The organism is Roseovarius gaetbuli (genome assembly GCF_900172365.1).
Lineage (GTDB): Bacteria > Pseudomonadota > Alphaproteobacteria > Rhodobacterales > Rhodobacteraceae > Roseovarius > Roseovarius gaetbuli.
Genome location: NZ_FWFJ01000008.1, coordinates 43,615 through 58,247 on the forward strand (window position 1 = coordinate 43,615; position 14,633 = coordinate 58,247).

Annotated in this window: 16 protein-coding genes and 1 pseudogene; 7 read left to right on the forward strand and 10 right to left on the reverse strand. The window is 64.3% G+C overall.

All coding sequences use genetic code 11. The features are described from left to right. Positions 1-52 precede the first annotated feature (52 nt). Complete coding sequence (locus ROG8370_RS05955) at positions 53-751, forward strand: dihydrodipicolinate synthase family protein (protein WP_281252696.1); 699 nt, start codon at positions 53-55, stop codon at positions 749-751. Here the strand turns inward: ROG8370_RS05955 and ROG8370_RS05960 are convergent. The 8 genes and pseudogenes from ROG8370_RS05960 to ROG8370_RS05995 form a co-directional block, all read right to left on the reverse strand. Then, positions 748-1,741 (reverse strand): annotated as a pseudogene (locus tag ROG8370_RS05960) (NAD(P)H-binding protein). The gene ROG8370_RS05955 and the pseudogene ROG8370_RS05960 sit on opposite strands and share 4 nt — an antisense overlap. A 56-nt stretch (positions 1,742-1,797) precedes the next feature. Next, positions 1,798-2,577, reverse strand: a complete 780-nt coding sequence (cobM, locus tag ROG8370_RS05965) for a precorrin-4 C(11)-methyltransferase (RefSeq protein ID WP_085826164.1) — start codon at positions 2,575-2,577, stop codon at positions 1,798-1,800. 2 nt (positions 2,578-2,579) lie between these two features. Then, a complete protein-coding gene (cobJ, locus tag ROG8370_RS05970) occupies positions 2,580-4,403 on the reverse strand; it encodes a precorrin-3B C(17)-methyltransferase (RefSeq protein WP_085826165.1) in 1,824 nt (607 codons plus the stop codon). Continuing rightward, complete coding sequence (gene cobI, locus ROG8370_RS05975) at positions 4,394-5,095, reverse strand: precorrin-2 C(20)-methyltransferase (RefSeq protein WP_085826166.1); 702 nt, start codon at positions 5,093-5,095, stop codon at positions 4,394-4,396. Before cobI ends, cobJ begins: the two co-directional genes overlap by 10 nt. 63 nt (positions 5,096-5,158) lie before the next feature. Then, positions 5,159-6,361 carry a precorrin-6y C5,15-methyltransferase (decarboxylating) subunit CbiE gene (gene cbiE, locus ROG8370_RS05980; RefSeq protein ID WP_085826167.1) on the reverse strand — a complete coding sequence of 401 codons (1,203 nt, stop codon included), beginning with the start codon at positions 6,359-6,361 and terminating at the stop codon, positions 5,159-5,161. Positions 6,362-6,400: 39 nt separating this feature from the next. Beyond that, on the reverse strand, positions 6,401-7,039 hold the full coding sequence (locus tag ROG8370_RS05985) for a precorrin-8X methylmutase (RefSeq protein WP_085826168.1): 639 nt from the start codon (positions 7,037-7,039) through the stop codon (positions 6,401-6,403). A 74-nt stretch (positions 7,040-7,113) separates the two neighbouring features. Beyond that, positions 7,114-8,379, reverse strand: a complete 1,266-nt coding sequence (locus ROG8370_RS05990) for a sirohydrochlorin chelatase (protein ID WP_085826169.1) — start codon at positions 8,377-8,379, stop codon at positions 7,114-7,116. Continuing rightward, complete coding sequence (locus ROG8370_RS05995; RefSeq protein WP_085826240.1) at positions 8,379-8,606, reverse strand: DUF6732 family protein; 228 nt, start codon at positions 8,604-8,606, stop codon at positions 8,379-8,381. The genes ROG8370_RS05990 and ROG8370_RS05995 overlap by 1 nt, the downstream gene beginning before the upstream one ends. 301 nt (positions 8,607-8,907) lie before the next feature. Between ROG8370_RS05995 and ROG8370_RS06000 the strand changes: the two genes are divergently transcribed. Further along, a complete protein-coding gene (locus tag ROG8370_RS06000; RefSeq protein WP_085826170.1) occupies positions 8,908-9,882 on the forward strand; it encodes a glutathione S-transferase family protein in 975 nt (324 codons plus the stop codon). Positions 9,883-9,953: 71 nt separating this feature from the next. Here ROG8370_RS06000 and ROG8370_RS06005 read toward each other — a convergent pair whose 3' ends face one another. Next, positions 9,954-10,355, reverse strand: coding sequence for a (R)-mandelonitrile lyase (locus ROG8370_RS06005; RefSeq protein ID WP_085826171.1), 402 nt, complete (start codon positions 10,353-10,355; stop codon positions 9,954-9,956). Positions 10,356-10,601: 246 nt separating this feature from the next. Between ROG8370_RS06005 and rpmB the strand changes: the two genes are divergently transcribed. From rpmB to ROG8370_RS06020, 3 genes are all read left to right on the forward strand, one after another. Continuing rightward, positions 10,602-10,895, forward strand: coding sequence for a 50S ribosomal protein L28 (rpmB, locus tag ROG8370_RS06010; RefSeq protein ID WP_073199787.1), 294 nt, complete (start codon positions 10,602-10,604; stop codon positions 10,893-10,895). A gap of 106 nt (positions 10,896-11,001) precedes the next feature. Continuing rightward, positions 11,002-11,352 (forward strand): hypothetical protein, encoded by a 351-nt coding sequence (locus ROG8370_RS06015; protein ID WP_139838057.1) that lies wholly within the window; start codon positions 11,002-11,004, stop codon positions 11,350-11,352. Between the two features lie 47 nt (positions 11,353-11,399). Continuing rightward, positions 11,400-11,879 (forward strand): copper chaperone PCu(A)C, encoded by a 480-nt coding sequence (locus ROG8370_RS06020; RefSeq protein WP_085826172.1) that lies wholly within the window; start codon positions 11,400-11,402, stop codon positions 11,877-11,879. Positions 11,880-11,897: 18 nt separating this feature from the next. On the opposite strand, the gene ROG8370_RS06025 is transcribed toward ROG8370_RS06020, so the two are convergent. Beyond that, complete coding sequence (locus tag ROG8370_RS06025; protein WP_085826173.1) at positions 11,898-12,590, reverse strand: NAD-dependent deacylase; 693 nt, start codon at positions 12,588-12,590, stop codon at positions 11,898-11,900. 61 nt (positions 12,591-12,651) lie between these two features. On the opposite strand from ROG8370_RS06025, the gene ROG8370_RS06030 reads away from it, so the two are divergent. Beyond that, the gene (locus tag ROG8370_RS06030; RefSeq protein WP_085826174.1) at positions 12,652-13,089 is read left to right on the forward strand and encodes a low molecular weight protein-tyrosine-phosphatase; all 438 of its coding nucleotides are present in this window, start codon (positions 12,652-12,654) and stop codon (positions 13,087-13,089) included. Between the two features lie 183 nt (positions 13,090-13,272). Further along, positions 13,273-14,577, forward strand: coding sequence for a histidinol dehydrogenase (hisD, locus tag ROG8370_RS06035; RefSeq protein WP_085826175.1), 1,305 nt, complete (start codon positions 13,273-13,275; stop codon positions 14,575-14,577). Positions 14,578-14,633: the final 56 nt, after the last annotated feature.

Genomic DNA, 14,633 nt, shown 5'->3' on the forward strand with positions numbered 1-14,633 from the left:
ATGCCTATCTGAGCCGTGCCGAGCGCCGCCGTGCGATTGACGCGCCGTTTCCGTGGCGGGTTCAACCCCCATTCTGGCCGGTATCGGCGCTCTGCGCACAGATGAGGCCATCGCCCTTGCCCGCGACGCACAAGAGGCCGGGGCCGATGGGCTGTTGCTGGCGGCGATGTCCTATACGCCCCTCACCCAGGATGAGGCCTTTGAACATTTCCAGAGCGTCGCGGCGGCCACCAACCTGCCGCTTTGCATCTACAACAACCCCTCTACGACGCATTTCCAATTTTCCCTGCCCTTGCTGGCGCGCTTGGCGGATATCCCCATGATCGTCGCGCTGAAGAACCCCGAACCGGCGCAAGGCACCCTCGCCGAGGAACTGACCGTGCTGCGTGCAAACCTCGCGGCGCCTTTCACGCTTGGTTATAGCGGCGACTGGTGTGCGGCACGCGCGCTTTTGGCCGGGGCCGATAGCTGGTTCAGCGTTGTCGCGGGTCTGTTTCCGGTTCCGGCACTGGCTATGGCCCGCGCGGCGCAAGCCGGTGAGACCGAAAAGGCGATGCAGATCGACGCCGCCTTCGCGCCGCTTTGGGCGCTGTTCAAGGAGTTCGGAAGCATCCGGGTGACCTATGCCGCCGCCAACCTTCTGGCGCTCACAGACGCGCAGCCACCGCGCCCGATCCTGCCCCTGCCCGAGGCCGATATCGCGCGCCTCAAGGCCGCGATTGCGCCGCTTGCCGACTGGCCAAGCACCTAAAAAACCGCGTGATCGCCGCGCTCGACCTCGGCCCTGCCGCCGATCACCTCGGCGTAATAGTCAAACAGCCGGTCCTGCCCGGTTTCGGGCGTCGCCTCGGCATCGTACTGGCCGCTTGAGGCATCCAGCACCAACATCGACTCGGTCGCGTAATACCGCCCGATCCGCGCCAGCTCTGCTTTGTCGCGCAAGCCCGGCGACAGCCGCCCCAAGGTGCCAAGCACCGCGATGATCGCATCCATCATACCCGCCGGAACCCTGCGGAATTTCGGCGCCCGCCCCAACAGGCGAAAGACCTCTTCGCCCTGCTCGCGCGGGGTGATCGCCGGGCTCGGCCCGCCAATCGGCAAAATCCGGTTGTGGGGGCTTGCATCGCTTGGACAACCGGCAAAATAGGCCCCGAGAACGGCGTCACTTATCGGCTTGCAGGCGGTCAGGCGACCATCGCCAAACAAGAGATAAGGCTTGCCCTGCTGCACACGCGCGATCTGGCTCGAGAGGGATTTGAAAAACGCCGTGGGGCGCAGGATGGAGTAGGTCATGCCCGAGGCCTGCAACGCCGCCTCGAAGGCAAGCCTGGCGTGCTGAAACCCCAAACGCGGCTTTTGAACACAGATCGCGGACAAGAGCACGAATTGCCCCACGCCCGCCACCTTTGCCGCCGCGAGCACGCCCATATGCGCGCCGTGATCCACTGCCCAGGCATCCTTGGGCGTGCCGGTGCGCGAGGCCATGCAAGACACCCCCGCATCAAACCGACCGGCGCCAAAAATCCGGGCAAGCGCGCCCGGATCGCTGACATCAGCGATTTCAGACGTCGCCTCGGAAGGAAGGTCCCCGATCACCGCCCTTGCGCAACAGGCACACCACCGCGTGCCCGTGCGCCAACAGCGCCGCCAGCGTGGCGCGGCCAATCGTGGCGGTTGCTCCTAAAAGCAGAACGCGTTTGGGGGCCGAGAGATTGCTTGGGCTGGGGCCAACATCTTGCATGCCCCCAACCCTAGAGCGCGAACCCGCGCCTTAGAAGCCGAATAATCCTGCGCGCGTTACGCCGATACCTTGGCGCTCGCCTTGGGGCGCAGAACATGCGGCACCGCCGGGTCATAAAGCGCGCTTTCGGTGAAATCGCTGATCTCGCCCAACACCTTGCCGACCATGATCAAGGCCGTGCGGGTGATCTTTTCGGCCCGCACCTTGGCATGGATATCCGCCAGCGTGCCGCGAATGAACATCTGATCCGGCCAGCCGACGCGATAGGCGACAACCACCGGGCAATCCTCGCCATAGTACGGCGCCAGAACCCGGTGAATTTCGCGCAGGTTGCGCACCCCAAGATGGATCGCCAGCGTCGCGCCGGTGCGTGCGAAATTCTCAAGCGTTTCACCCTCGGGCATCGAGGTGGATTTCATCGACACCCGCGTCAGCACGATGGATTGCGCCACTTCCGGCACAGTGAGTTCCTGGCCCAAAGCCGCCGCCGCCGCCGCATAGGCGGGCACGCCGGGAATGATCTGATAGTCGATGCCGTCGGCGCGCAAGCGGCGGATCTGTTCGGCAATCGCGCCGTAAAGCGAGGGATCACCCGAATGCACCCGCGCCACATCCTGCCCCTTGGCATGGGCCTCCTTGATCACGCCGTGGGTGTCATCAAGCGTCATTGGCGCCGTGTCCATCACCAGCGCGCCCTCGGGCGCACACTCAACCACCTGCGGCGGCACCAGGCTTCCGGCATAAAGACAGACCGGGCACGCGCCGATCACCCGCGCGGCCTTGAGGGTCAGAAGTTCCGGATCACCCGGCCCTGCGCCAATAAAATAAACCGTCATCTTTATGCGTTCCCTGTGTTTTCGACCGCGCGTGCCTGCGCCAGATCGCCGTCAATCTTGCGGGCATAGCCGCGCGGCGTGAACATGCGCGGGCCCTCGCCCAACTGTGCCAGACGCGAATTGCTCGACCCGATCAGAACCACGGTCAGCATGTCAACCTCGTCAACCTCAAGCTCGTCAAGGCGGCGATAGCGGATGTATTCCTCGGGCCGCCCGAGCGAACTTGCCAGCATCACCGGCGTATCCGCCGGGCGATGCTCAAGCAGGATATCGCGCGCTTCGGCCAGAAGGGTGCGGCGGGTTTTCGACACCGGGTTGTAAAAGGCGATCACGAAATCGCCCTCGGCAGCGGCATGAAGACGGCGGATGATATCGTCCCGCGGCGTCAGAAGGTCACTGAGGCTAATGGTGCAGAAATCATGCCCCAAAGGCGCCCCGGCCCGCGCCGCCGCACCCTGAAGCGCCGAGACACCGGGCGAACAGACCACCTCGATACGCCGCGCCGCGTCGCTGACGCCATGCTCGTCCGGGCCACGATCCAACAGCTCGAACACAAGCGCGCCCATGGCGTAAATCCCGGCATCCCCGGAACAGACGAGCGCCACGTTCTTGCCAAGCGCCGCCTGCTCAAGCGCATAGCGACAGCGCGCCTCTTCCCCGCCAAGCGGAAAATCCGAGCGCGCCTTGCCGGCCGCAAGCGGGCCCAGCAGGTCGATATAAAGGCCATAGCCCACAAGCTCTTCGGCCTCGGCCACAAGGCGGCTAACCTCGGGCGTGCGCCAGGTCGCCTGACCGGGGCCGATGCCCACAACCGAAAGCCGCCCGCGCGCCCGCCCGGGCATCTCGGTGATCGGTTCCGCGCTTCGGGTCAGGGCGCAGGTGGCATTGGCGGTCTTGCGCTTGGGCACGATCAAATCGCCGCCAACGGCCAGGGCCGCACCTTCACAAACCCCGTGACAGCCGACCTCGGCAAAGACCACCTCGGACGGGTTAGCCAACTGCGCCGCCTGTTCTTCAAGCTCGGCAGCGGTGAACAGGCGAAACGGCACACCGAGGCGGCGCGCCACCTCGTTCATCGCGCCTTCATCGGCCTTGAGGTCAATCGAAGCGACGCAGGCGACAGCACCGGGCGCGATACCGGCCTCTGCGAGCGTGTCAGAGACAAGCGCCCACATTTCCTCGATGTCACAGCCCCGCGCACAGCCAAGCCCAAGCGCAAAGCGCTGCGGATGATAAACCAGCCGCTCTTCGCCCCCTTGCTGGGGCGCCTCGCTTACGATTACCTCGACCGCGCCGCCGGTATTCTCGACGTCAAAAATCGCCTCGCCCGTCAGGCGAAGCCCCTTGCCCGCCAGCATCAGCGCCATCGCCGGTTTGGCATCCTCAGGATTGGCCAGCCGATACCCCAAGGGCGGCGCATCAAGCGCCACGCCCATGGCCACATCGCCCGCCGTCGTGACCGCCGCCACCGCGCCAAGACCTGTCGCGATCTCGGCCGCAAGGCGGTTGGCCCCGCGGTGCCCGCCCAGAAGCGGCACCACGACCGAGCCATCGTCAGAGACCGACAGCACCGGCGGCTCGGCCCGTTTATCCGACAACATCGGCGCCACCGCACGGATGAGGATGCCACTGGCGCAAACCCCCACAACCGGCACCCCGGCGGCAAAGAGATCGCGCGCATGGTCAAGAGCATTGGCAAAGAACGCATCGGCCCGCGCCACGCGCCCCTCGCGGCCATGCACCTGCGCGCCGATCATTTCGGCCACGCGATGCGCGGTGTCCTCGCCCGACCGGCTCAGCGCCAAGACAACAGGTTTCACAGCCATGGATCGGCCCCTTTCGTGAGCAGTATCATTGAAAAATAAGGTGCCGTTTCCGGCGCCTCCGCGAGTGGGCAGACCACCTCCTGAGGCAGACTTGCGCGTTCCACGTAAACCGCCCGCGACGTCAGGCCAAGACCGTCAATCACGCCGCGGATCTTGGCCATATGCCGCCCCACCTTCATGATGACAACGCTTTCCGCGCCCTCAATCCGGGCGCGCAATTCATCCTCGGGCAAGGGCCCCGGCAGCACGGTCAGACGCTCATTTCGCGCCGCCAACGGCAGGCCCGCACGCGCCGCACAGGTGGTGATCGAGGTGACACCGGGCACGACCTCGACCTCGAACCTCGTGCTGAGACGCGCGAAAAGATACATGAACGAGCCATAAAAGAACGGATCGCCCTCACAGAGACACACCACGTCCTCACCCGCTTCAAGCGCCGCCGCGATCTCGGCGGCCCCTTTGTCATAGGCCGCCTGCGCCGGTTCTCGCGCGGTGCTCATCGGCACATCCATCACGATTTCCCGCGCCCTGTCCGCAATCACATCCGCCGCAATCGCGCGCGCAAAACTATCGCCGCCCGCAAGCGTCGGATAGGCCACGACCTTCGCCTCTGAAATCAGACGATGCGCCCGCAGCGTCATCAACTCCGGGTCGCCCGGCCCAAGGCCCACGCCATATAGCTTACCGACCATGCTCAGACCCGTCTTTCACCATTCCAAAAATACTCAAATCCGACCCCTGCCAAGATGGACCAGTCATCGCTTGATCAGGCTCCATTGCGTGACCGGCATAAGCGGGCGCCAGCCGGTCAGCCCTCCCACCGGCTCGGCGCGATGCACCTGAAGCTTGACCAATTGCCCGCCATGGCGCTTGTGCAACTCCAAGAGCAAAGCCTCGCTTTCAAGCGTCACTGCATTGCACACCAGTCGCCCAAGCGGGCGCAAAGCGGCCCAGGCGGCCTCAAAGACTGCGCCGGACAGGCCACCGCCGATAAACACGGCATCGGGTGCTTCAAGCCCCGCAAGCGCCTCGGGCACACGGCCCTCGATCAGCTCAAGCTTGGGCACCCCAAGCGCCAGCGCATTCGCCGCCGCCATCGCACGCCGATCTGCGCGCGGCTCAATGCCGATGGCCCGCGCATAGCGCGCACCGCGCATCCATTCGACCGCGACCGAGCCGCAACCCGTGCCGACATCCCACAAAAGTGCGCCCCGCATCGGCATCAGCTTGGCCAGGGTTGCGGCACGCACCTCTTGCTTGGTCATCGTGCCGTCATGCTGAAACAGGTCATCCGCCAGCCCCGGCACACGCGGCAAGAGAGCCGCATCCGGCGCGGCCAGACATTCGACCGCCAGCGTGTTGAACGGCGGCACCACGTGATCCCAGCTTTCGGCCACCCCGTCAAAGCGCGCCTCATTCTTGCCACCCATATTGGCCAGCACGCTCATCCGCGACTGACCAAAACCGCGCTCGCTCAGAAACCGCGCGATCTGCGCCGGGGTATCGGCGCCAGTGGTCAGGATCAAGAGCCGCACATCGGGCTGGATAAAGGCGATCATCTGCTCGACAGGGCGACCATGCACCGTCAGCGTCTCGACATCCGGCAAGCTCCAGCCCATGCGCGCGGCGGCCAGCTGGAACGCGGACAATTGCGGATGATAGACGATTTCGCCGGGCTCCATCGCCCGGCCAATCCGGGCCCCAACCGAAAACCACAAGGGATCGCCGGTGGCCAGAACCACCACCCGACGCCCCTTGTGGGCAAGCAAAAGGTCAATGAGCGCGTCAAACGGCGATGGCCAGGAGACGCGCTCGGCGCTGATCCCCTCAGCGAGCTGATGATGCCGTTCGCCACCGACAATCACTTCGGCCGCCTCGACAATGGCGCGGGTGGCCGGCAAAAGGCCGTCCATTCCGTCTTCGCCGATCCCAACGATATGCAACCATGGATTAGACATGCCCAACCTCTCCACACAGAGATTTTTCGACGAAAAATCTCATGCCCGCACCTCCGGCAATCCCGCCGCGAGGGCATTGACGGCCGCCGAGGCTATCGCAGAGCCGCCGCGCCGCCCGCGCAGGGCCACGTAATCACAGCCGCGCGGGTTGGCGGCCAGTTCGGCCTTGCTCTCGGCCGCGCCGACAAACCCAACAGGGAAGCCAAGGATCACGGCCGGCTTTGGCGCGCCCTCATCCAGCAGTTCCAGCAGGTGAAACAGGGCCGTCGGCGCATTGCCGATGGCAACGACCGCGCCTTCAAGCCGCTCGGCCCAAAGCTCGACCGCCGCAGCGGAGCGGGTGTTACCAATGCCGCCTGCAATGCCCGGAACGCGCGCGTCGTTCAGCGTGACGATCACCTCGTTCTCGCAGGGCAGATAGCGGCGAATGATCCCGGCCCCGACCATTTCACAATCGCACAGCACCGGCGCCCCGGCGCGCAGCGCCGCCTGTCCGGCCGCGAAAGCGGGTGCCGAAAAATCAAGCCGGTCCGCCACCTCGACCATGCCGCAGGCATGAATAAGCCGGATCGCCAAGTCTTCCATGCCCGGCCCGAACCGGTCAAGCCGCGCTTCGCGGCGCACGGTGGCAAAGCTCATTTCATAGATCGCCGAAGGGCTTTTCTCATAGGGGCGCACAGCTCAGACCTTGCGTTTCGCGGCGGCGGCGGATGCCTCCGGCGGGAGTAATTATGGAACGATGAAAGCCCGGGTCAGGCTTTGGTTTTACGCGCGCTTTCCGGGCCATGCGGGTGATCGGCATGGGGATAGGGCGCATGATGGTGGTCATGGTCGTGATGATGATCGTGGTGATGGTCATGATCGTGACCGTGGTGGTGGTGATGATCGTGATCATGGTGGTGGTGCGCGTGGGAGGCCTCAAGACGGCAGAGACCGGTGCAGAAGGTGTCACAAAGCGCGCAATCGGCAACGTTTGAGCCCGGAGCCGAGGCGCCCTGACCTTCGACGTGGTGGTGATGGCTTTCCTGCACGGCGCCCACTTCGGATTCAAACCCCAGAACTTGTGTGCGGTACTTGCACATCACGCAGGTCGGCGGCGGCACATCGCTGAAGGCCGGGTGACCAGCGCCCTTTTCGGCGGCAAGTGCGGCTCGCTCGGCCGGGGTAATCTCGCGCACCTCTTCGCCCTCGATTGCCAGGACCTGGGTGCGGTACTGGCAGGTGCCGCAATTGGGCGGCGGCGTTGCGCCAACCTGTTCCATGATCCGCTCGGCGAAGGTTTCAAGCACCTTGGGGTGATCGCCAAGATAGCCCGCCTTGACGAATTCGATCTGCGGATGCTCGGCGGCCACCTGATCGGTGAAACCATAAATCCGGTCGATCAGAATACCCGAAAACAGGAAATACGGGAACACGACGACCCGCTTGTAGCCAAGCCGCGTCACATGTTGCAGGCAAGGCTCGACCAGCGGGAAAGTCACCCCGGAATAGCCCACCTCGCACCAGCCAAAGCCCATGCCCTCCTGAAGCATCCGGGCGATCTTGGCCACGTTGCCATTGGCATCCGGATCAGACGCCCCGCGCCCGATCACCACAAGACAGGTGTCATGCAACGAGACCTCGCCCAAATCGGCATTGGCGCGATCAAGCGCCTCGCGGATACGCGCACCGGCGGCGGCGATCATCTTGGGGTCAACCCCAAGCTCGCGGCCGTAATGAACGTCGATGTCATGTTTGGCCGCATAGGTATTGAGAACCGTGGGGATGTCATTCTTGGAATGCATCGCCGCAAAGAGCATCCCCGGCACCGCCAGAATACGCGCGCAACCGGCCTCGCGCAGCCGGTCAAGACCGTCGCGGATCACCGGGTTGGCGAATTCAAGATAGCCATATTCGGTCATCCAGTCGGCGGGCAGATAGGCAGGCAGTTTTTCCGCCAACACGCTGAATTCGTCCACCGCCGCCTGGCTGCGAGAGCCATGGCCACAGATCATCACACCGGTTTTCGTCATGGGCATTACGCCTCCTGCAATTCGTCGTCTGCGGTCTCGTCTTCGGCCTCGTCGCGCGAAGACGCCGCATCTTTGCGCGCCTTGAGCCCGGCCCAGAGACCAATCGCAATCGCCGCCCCAAGGGCCGCCGCGCCAAGCCAATGCCCATGACCCGCAACCTCGGCCATATGACCGGGATGAGCCTGGGCAGCTGTGGCCGCCAGTAGGGTGATCAGAATCGTGGCAAACTTCATGCGGGGGTCCCCTTTTTGGTCAGGCGCGCGATGCCGAAAAAGGGTGAGCCGGGCCTTTGCCCCAGACGATGCGACAGCGGCCCCCGACATGGGTCAGCCAATGATCGCACACCTTTCCGGCCCATCGACGGGCTTCGTCTTGCCCCGCTTATAGGCGGGCGGGCCGAGGCGTGCAAACGAAGAAACGCCGCGCCTGCCCTTGATTGCGACATGTGCAGCCCTGCACGTCCTCTGCGCGGAACAGGGCCTTATCGGGGGGGCGCCCCCGGCATAGGTTGCGATCAAACAAGGAGATCGAAAAATGGGCCAACTGGTAAACGGCGTCTGGAAAGACGAATGGTACGACACCGAATCGACGGGCGGCAAATTTGTCCGCTCGACGGCCGGCTTTCGCAACTGGATCACCGCCGATGGCGGCCCCGGCCCATCGGGTACGGGCGGGTTCAAGGCGGAATCCGGGCGCTATCATCTTTACGTATCGCTGGCCTGCCCCTGGGCGCATCGCACCCTGATCTTTCGCGCCCTCAAAGACCTTACTGACCATATCGGCGTCTCGGTGGTGCATCCCGACATGATGTCCGAAGGCTGGGAGTTTCGCGCCGATTTCGAGGGCGCGACCGGCGACACGCTCTATGATCTGCCATTTGCGCGCGACATCTACCTCAAGGCCGACCCAGAGATTTCGGGGCGCGTGACGGTGCCGATCCTCTGGGACAAGGAGCGCCAAACCATCGTCTCGAACGAATCGTCCGAGATCATCCGCATGTTCAACAGCGCCTTTGACGGGCTGACCGGCAATCGCGACGATTACTGGCCCGAGGACCTGCGCGAGGCGATCGAGCCTGTGAACGCGCGGGTTTATGACACCGTCAACAACGGCGTCTACAAATCCGGCTTTGCCACCAGCCAAGAGGCCTATGACGCCGCCGTTCATCCGCTGTTTGACAGCCTTGAGTGGCTTGAAGAGCGCCTTGGCGCGCATCGCTACCTGATGGGGGATCGCGTGACCGAGGCCGACTGGCGGCTGTTCACCACGCTGATCCGCTTCGATCTGGTCTATCACCTGCACTTCAAATGCAATCGCAAGCGGATCGTCGATTATCCCAATCTATGGGGCTATCTTCGCGAGCTTTACCAATGGCCCGGCGTGGCCGAGACGGTGAATTTCGAGCATATCGTGCGCCACTATCACTATAGCCACGACACGATTAACCCGAGCCGGATCATCCCGATCAATCCGCAGCCCGATTTTCACGCGCCGCACGGGCGGGGCTAGCGCTGCGCGGCCCCCATAGCATGTTGCTCAAAAGTGGGACCCGGTTTTGAGCTTCTCTAACATGCGACACGCTAGACGGGGGGGCGCGCGAAGTCTTCGTCGCTGACGTGCTCAAGCCACTCGGCCACCGAACCATCAAGCGATTCCTGAATCGCCAGATGGCACATCATGGTGTCGGCCGTGGCGCCATGCCAATGCTCTTCGCCGGGCGGGATCCAGACCGTATACCCGGCGCGGAGCACCCGTGGCGCGGCCCCGCGCAGCCCGACAAGCCCGACCCCCGACAGCACATGAAGCGTTTGACCCAGCGGATGGGTGTGCCATGCGGTGCGTGCGCCCGGCTCAAACGTGACGCGCAGCGCGCGCACCCGCGCAGGCTCGGGCGCCTCGATGACCACGTCCTGCCAGACCCGCCCGGTAAACCAGTCGGACGACGCCAGGCGGCTGGGTTTGTCGCTAGTGAAAATATCCATGATCGGGTCTCCTCGATGGTATCTTTGCATGTTAGCGTTATATCCGGCTGCTGCAACGTCGCCCTGCCCGCGCCCCTTGGGTAAAATCGGTGCAAAGGCCCGACCAATTTACGCGTCGAATCCCTTGACGCCCCTCTGCTTTGGGCCTAAAGACCCCAAACGGAATTCGGGCGCTGCCGTTGGCGGTGCCCTAGTATATTGTAGAAGGGCCACGACGCGCCCTGGACCCAAGACGAGGATGAACCCATGTCGCGCCGCTGCGAACTGACCGGAATAGGCCCCATGTCTGGCAATAACAACAGCCATGCAAACAACAAAACACGTCGTCGGTTTCTGCCGAACCTGAATGACGTGACCCTGCAGTCCGAAGCTCTGGACCGTGGCATCAAGCTCCGGATCACAGCTGCGGCTCTGCGCAGTGTTGATCACCGGGGTGGTCTTGACGCTTTTCTTGCCAAGGCCAAGGACGACGAGCTGTCGACCTCTGCGCTGAAGGTCAAGAAAGAGATCGCCAAAGCAAAGGCCGCCGCCGCCGCTTGAGCCAAGGCGCCTTGACTGAACATTCAGAAACAGCCCTGCCCCTATGTGGCGGGGCTGTTTCCTTTTGTCGCTTGGCCTTGTCCCCTGGCACCCCCTATATCACCCCATGATGACGCCGTTTCGCCCCATATTGGCCCTTTGCCTTTGCGCTCTGCTGGCGCTGACCAGCCAGACGATGGCGGTGGCGCGCGGCGCACCGGCCCCTGCGGGCACGATGGTACTTTGCACCGGCACCGGGCCGGTGACGGTTCTCGTCGACTCCGAGGGCACGCCGACCGGCGCGGTGCATATCTGCCCTGATTGCGCGCTTGGCCTGTTTCACGCCATCGCGACCGCCGCGCCTGACGCGCCGCGAACGGCAACCGCCACGGCGCTTGATCCTTTAGATACCACGCCGGAAATCGTGATCGCCGCGCGTTCGGCCTTTAGGGCGCGTGCGCCGCCGACCCGCGCCTGAGCGATCCCATTTCCAACCTGAATTCAACCTACAAAAGGAGAGGCGCAATGTCCCTCAAATCCACCCTGCTTGCGGCACTTGCCGTCACCGCCCTTGGCCTTCCGGCCCTTGCCCAGGACATCGACGTCATGGATGCCTATGCCCGCAGCGCAAGCCCGATGGCCAAGACCGGCGCGGCCTTCATGCTGATCAACAACACTGGCGATGCCGATGATCGCCTGATCGAGGCTCGCTCGCCGATGGGCAAGCTTGTTCAGCTTCACACCCATATCCAGAACGCCGAGGGCGTGATGAAGATGACCCACGTCGAAGAGGGCTTTGTCGTGCCTGCGGGCGAAACGCTTGTCCTGCAACGCGGCGGCAATCACGTGATGTTCATGGGCCTCGATAAGGGCTTTGAGATCGGCGATACGGTGCCGCTGACGCTGGTCTTTGAAAAATCCGGCGAGATCACCCTTGATGTGCCCGTCGATCCGACCCGCAAACCCAAAGAGGGTCACGGCAAAATGCAGGGTTCCGGCAACTAGGCCGCGCGCGGTGCGGGCCTAGTTGCCAAGCACCGCGTCAACCCACTCTGGCACGATAACCGAGGCGCGGCCCAACCGCGTCTCGGCAAAATCGCGGGTGTTCTGCGATGCTTCAAGGTTAAGCTCGATGGTCTGCGCCCCTGCCCGCCCCGCATGCTGGGCAAAGGCCGCCGCCGGATAGACATTGCCCGAGGTGCCAATCGCGGCAAACACATCCGCCTCCTCCAGATGCTGCCAGATCGCCTCCATCCCGTAGGGCATTTCGCCAAACCAGACGATATCGGGCCGGGTGGCCGCTGCGCCACAGATCGGACAGGCATCGCGCGTCGCCATCACCATCGGCGCCGGCCAACGCGCCTCGCACCGCGCACAGAGCGCCCCGGCAAGCGCGCCATGCATATGCAACACCGCGCGGCTGCCCGCCGCCTCGTGCAGGGCATCGACATTCTGGGTGACAAGCACCACCTCGCCGCGATGCCGCTCTTGCAGGCGAGCCAGGGCGAGATGCGCCGCATTCGGCGCGACCTCTGCCGCCTGCGCGCGGCGCGCATTGTAGAACCGATGCACAAGGTCGGGATCGCGCCGAAAGGCCTCGGGCGTGGCGACATCCTCGATCGCGTGCTGCGCCCAAAGCCCGCCTTCGTCGCGAAACGTCGAGATACCGCTTTCTGCCGAAATTCCGGCGCCTGTCAGAATGACGATCTTTTCCATTGCGTCCCTCTTGCCTATCCTGCCTATCCTGCGCCGTGAAACCTGCCGGAAAGGGCCCGTGATGACCAGTGCAATCCTCTTTGTCTGCCTTGGCAATATTTGCCGGTCGCCCGCCGCCGAGGGCGTCTTTCGCGCGCTAGCCCCAAATGTGCGCACCGACAGCGCCGGCACCGGCGGCTGGCATGTGGGCGAGCCGCCCTATGGCGCAATGCAGGGCGCGGCGCAGGCACGCGGGGTTGACCTCTCGGATCTGCGCGCGCGCCAGTTTCGCACCGATGATTTCACCCGCTTTGATCTTATCATCGCGATGGATGGCCAGAACCTTCGCGACATCGAGGCGCTGCGCCCGAAGGGCAATGCCACGCCGCTGCGCCTGTTCACCGATTACGCGCCCGATGCGGGCATGGATCATGTGCCCGACCCCTATTACACCCGCGATTTCGACGGCACGCTGGATTTGATTGAACGGGCCGCGCGCGGCCTCTGCGCAACGCTTTAGAGCATGTCGCATCTTCGAGAAGCTCAAAACCGGGTCCCACTTTTGAGCAACATGCTTTAGCGGGCCGCCTTCGGGATTTCCGAAAGCCGCTTTCAGCCCATGAAAAAACCCGGTGCTGCGCGCGCCAATCCGCTTGCCCGATGCCCCCGCAACGCGCCATGCATAGGGCAAGGAGATCGCCCCATGCCCATGACCTATCTGAAAACCGCCCCCGGACAGCCGCCCCAAACCGCCGCGGATGTGGCCGATACCGTTCAGCTGATGCTGGCGCGGTTGCGCACGGGCGGCGCGCAGGTTGCGCTTGAATACGCCCGCACGCTTGATGGCTGGAAGGGCGAGATCACCGTGACCCGCGATCAGATCGCCGCCGCAACCGCGCGGGTGCCACAGGCCCTCAAGGACGATATCGACTGGGCGCATGACAACATCTCGCGCTTTGCCGAGGCACAGCGCGCCACCGCACAGGACATGCAGATCGAGTTGCGCCCGGGCCTCATCGCCGGTCAGCGCCAGATCCCGCTTGGCGCGGCGGGCTGTTACGTGCCCGGCGGGCGCTATAGCCATATCGCCAGCGCCCTGATGAGCATCGCCACCGCGCGGGTCGCGGGCGTGGCCGATATCACCGCCTGCTCGCCGCCCTGCGCGGGCGCGGGCATCCCCGATGCGATGCTTTATGCGATGGATCAGGCCGGCGCGACGCGCATTCTGACCATCGGCGGGGTACAGGGCATCGCCGCCCTCGCCTTTGGCCTGTTTGGCGCCCCGCCCGCCGATATTCTTGTCGGCCCCGGCAATGCCTATGTCGCCGAGGCCAAGCGACAGCTATTCGGCCCCATCGGCATCGACATGTTCGCAGGCCCGACCGATAGCCTGATCCTCGCCGATGACACGGCTGACGCCGAAACCGTCGCCGCCGATCTTGTGGGACAGGCCGAACATGGCGCCAATTCGCCGGTCTGGCTGGCGACCACCGACCCTGCCCTCGCAGAGGCCGTTCTCGACCGCATCCCCGCGCTGATCGCCGATCTGCCAGAGCCGAACCGCTCTGCCGCCGCCACCGCCTGGGCCGATCTTGGCGAGGTCGCGCTCTGTGACACACCCGAGGATATGGCGGATTTTGCGGACCAAAAGGCCCCCGAACACCTGCATGTGCAGGCCCGCGATCTTGACTGGTGGCGCACCCGGCTGCGCGCCTATGGCTCGCTGTTTCTCGGTGAAAAAACCACCGTGGCCTTTGGCGACAAGGCGGCCGGGCCGAACCACGTTCTGCCGACCTCGGGGGCGGCGCGCTATACCGGGGGGCTGTCGGTGCACAAGTTCCTCAAGACCGTCACCTGGCAAGAGGTCGATGACCGCGCCCTGCCCGATCTGGCGCGCGTCACTGCCAGCCTGAGCCGCGCCGAACGGATGGAGGGCCACGCCCGCACCGCCGATATAAGGCTGGCGCAGGCCACGCCCGAAGCGCAGGCCATTCCATCGGCCGGCTAGACAGCTGATCCTGGATCAGGCAGGACAGGACCGGCGGCATTGCACAGGACGACAGA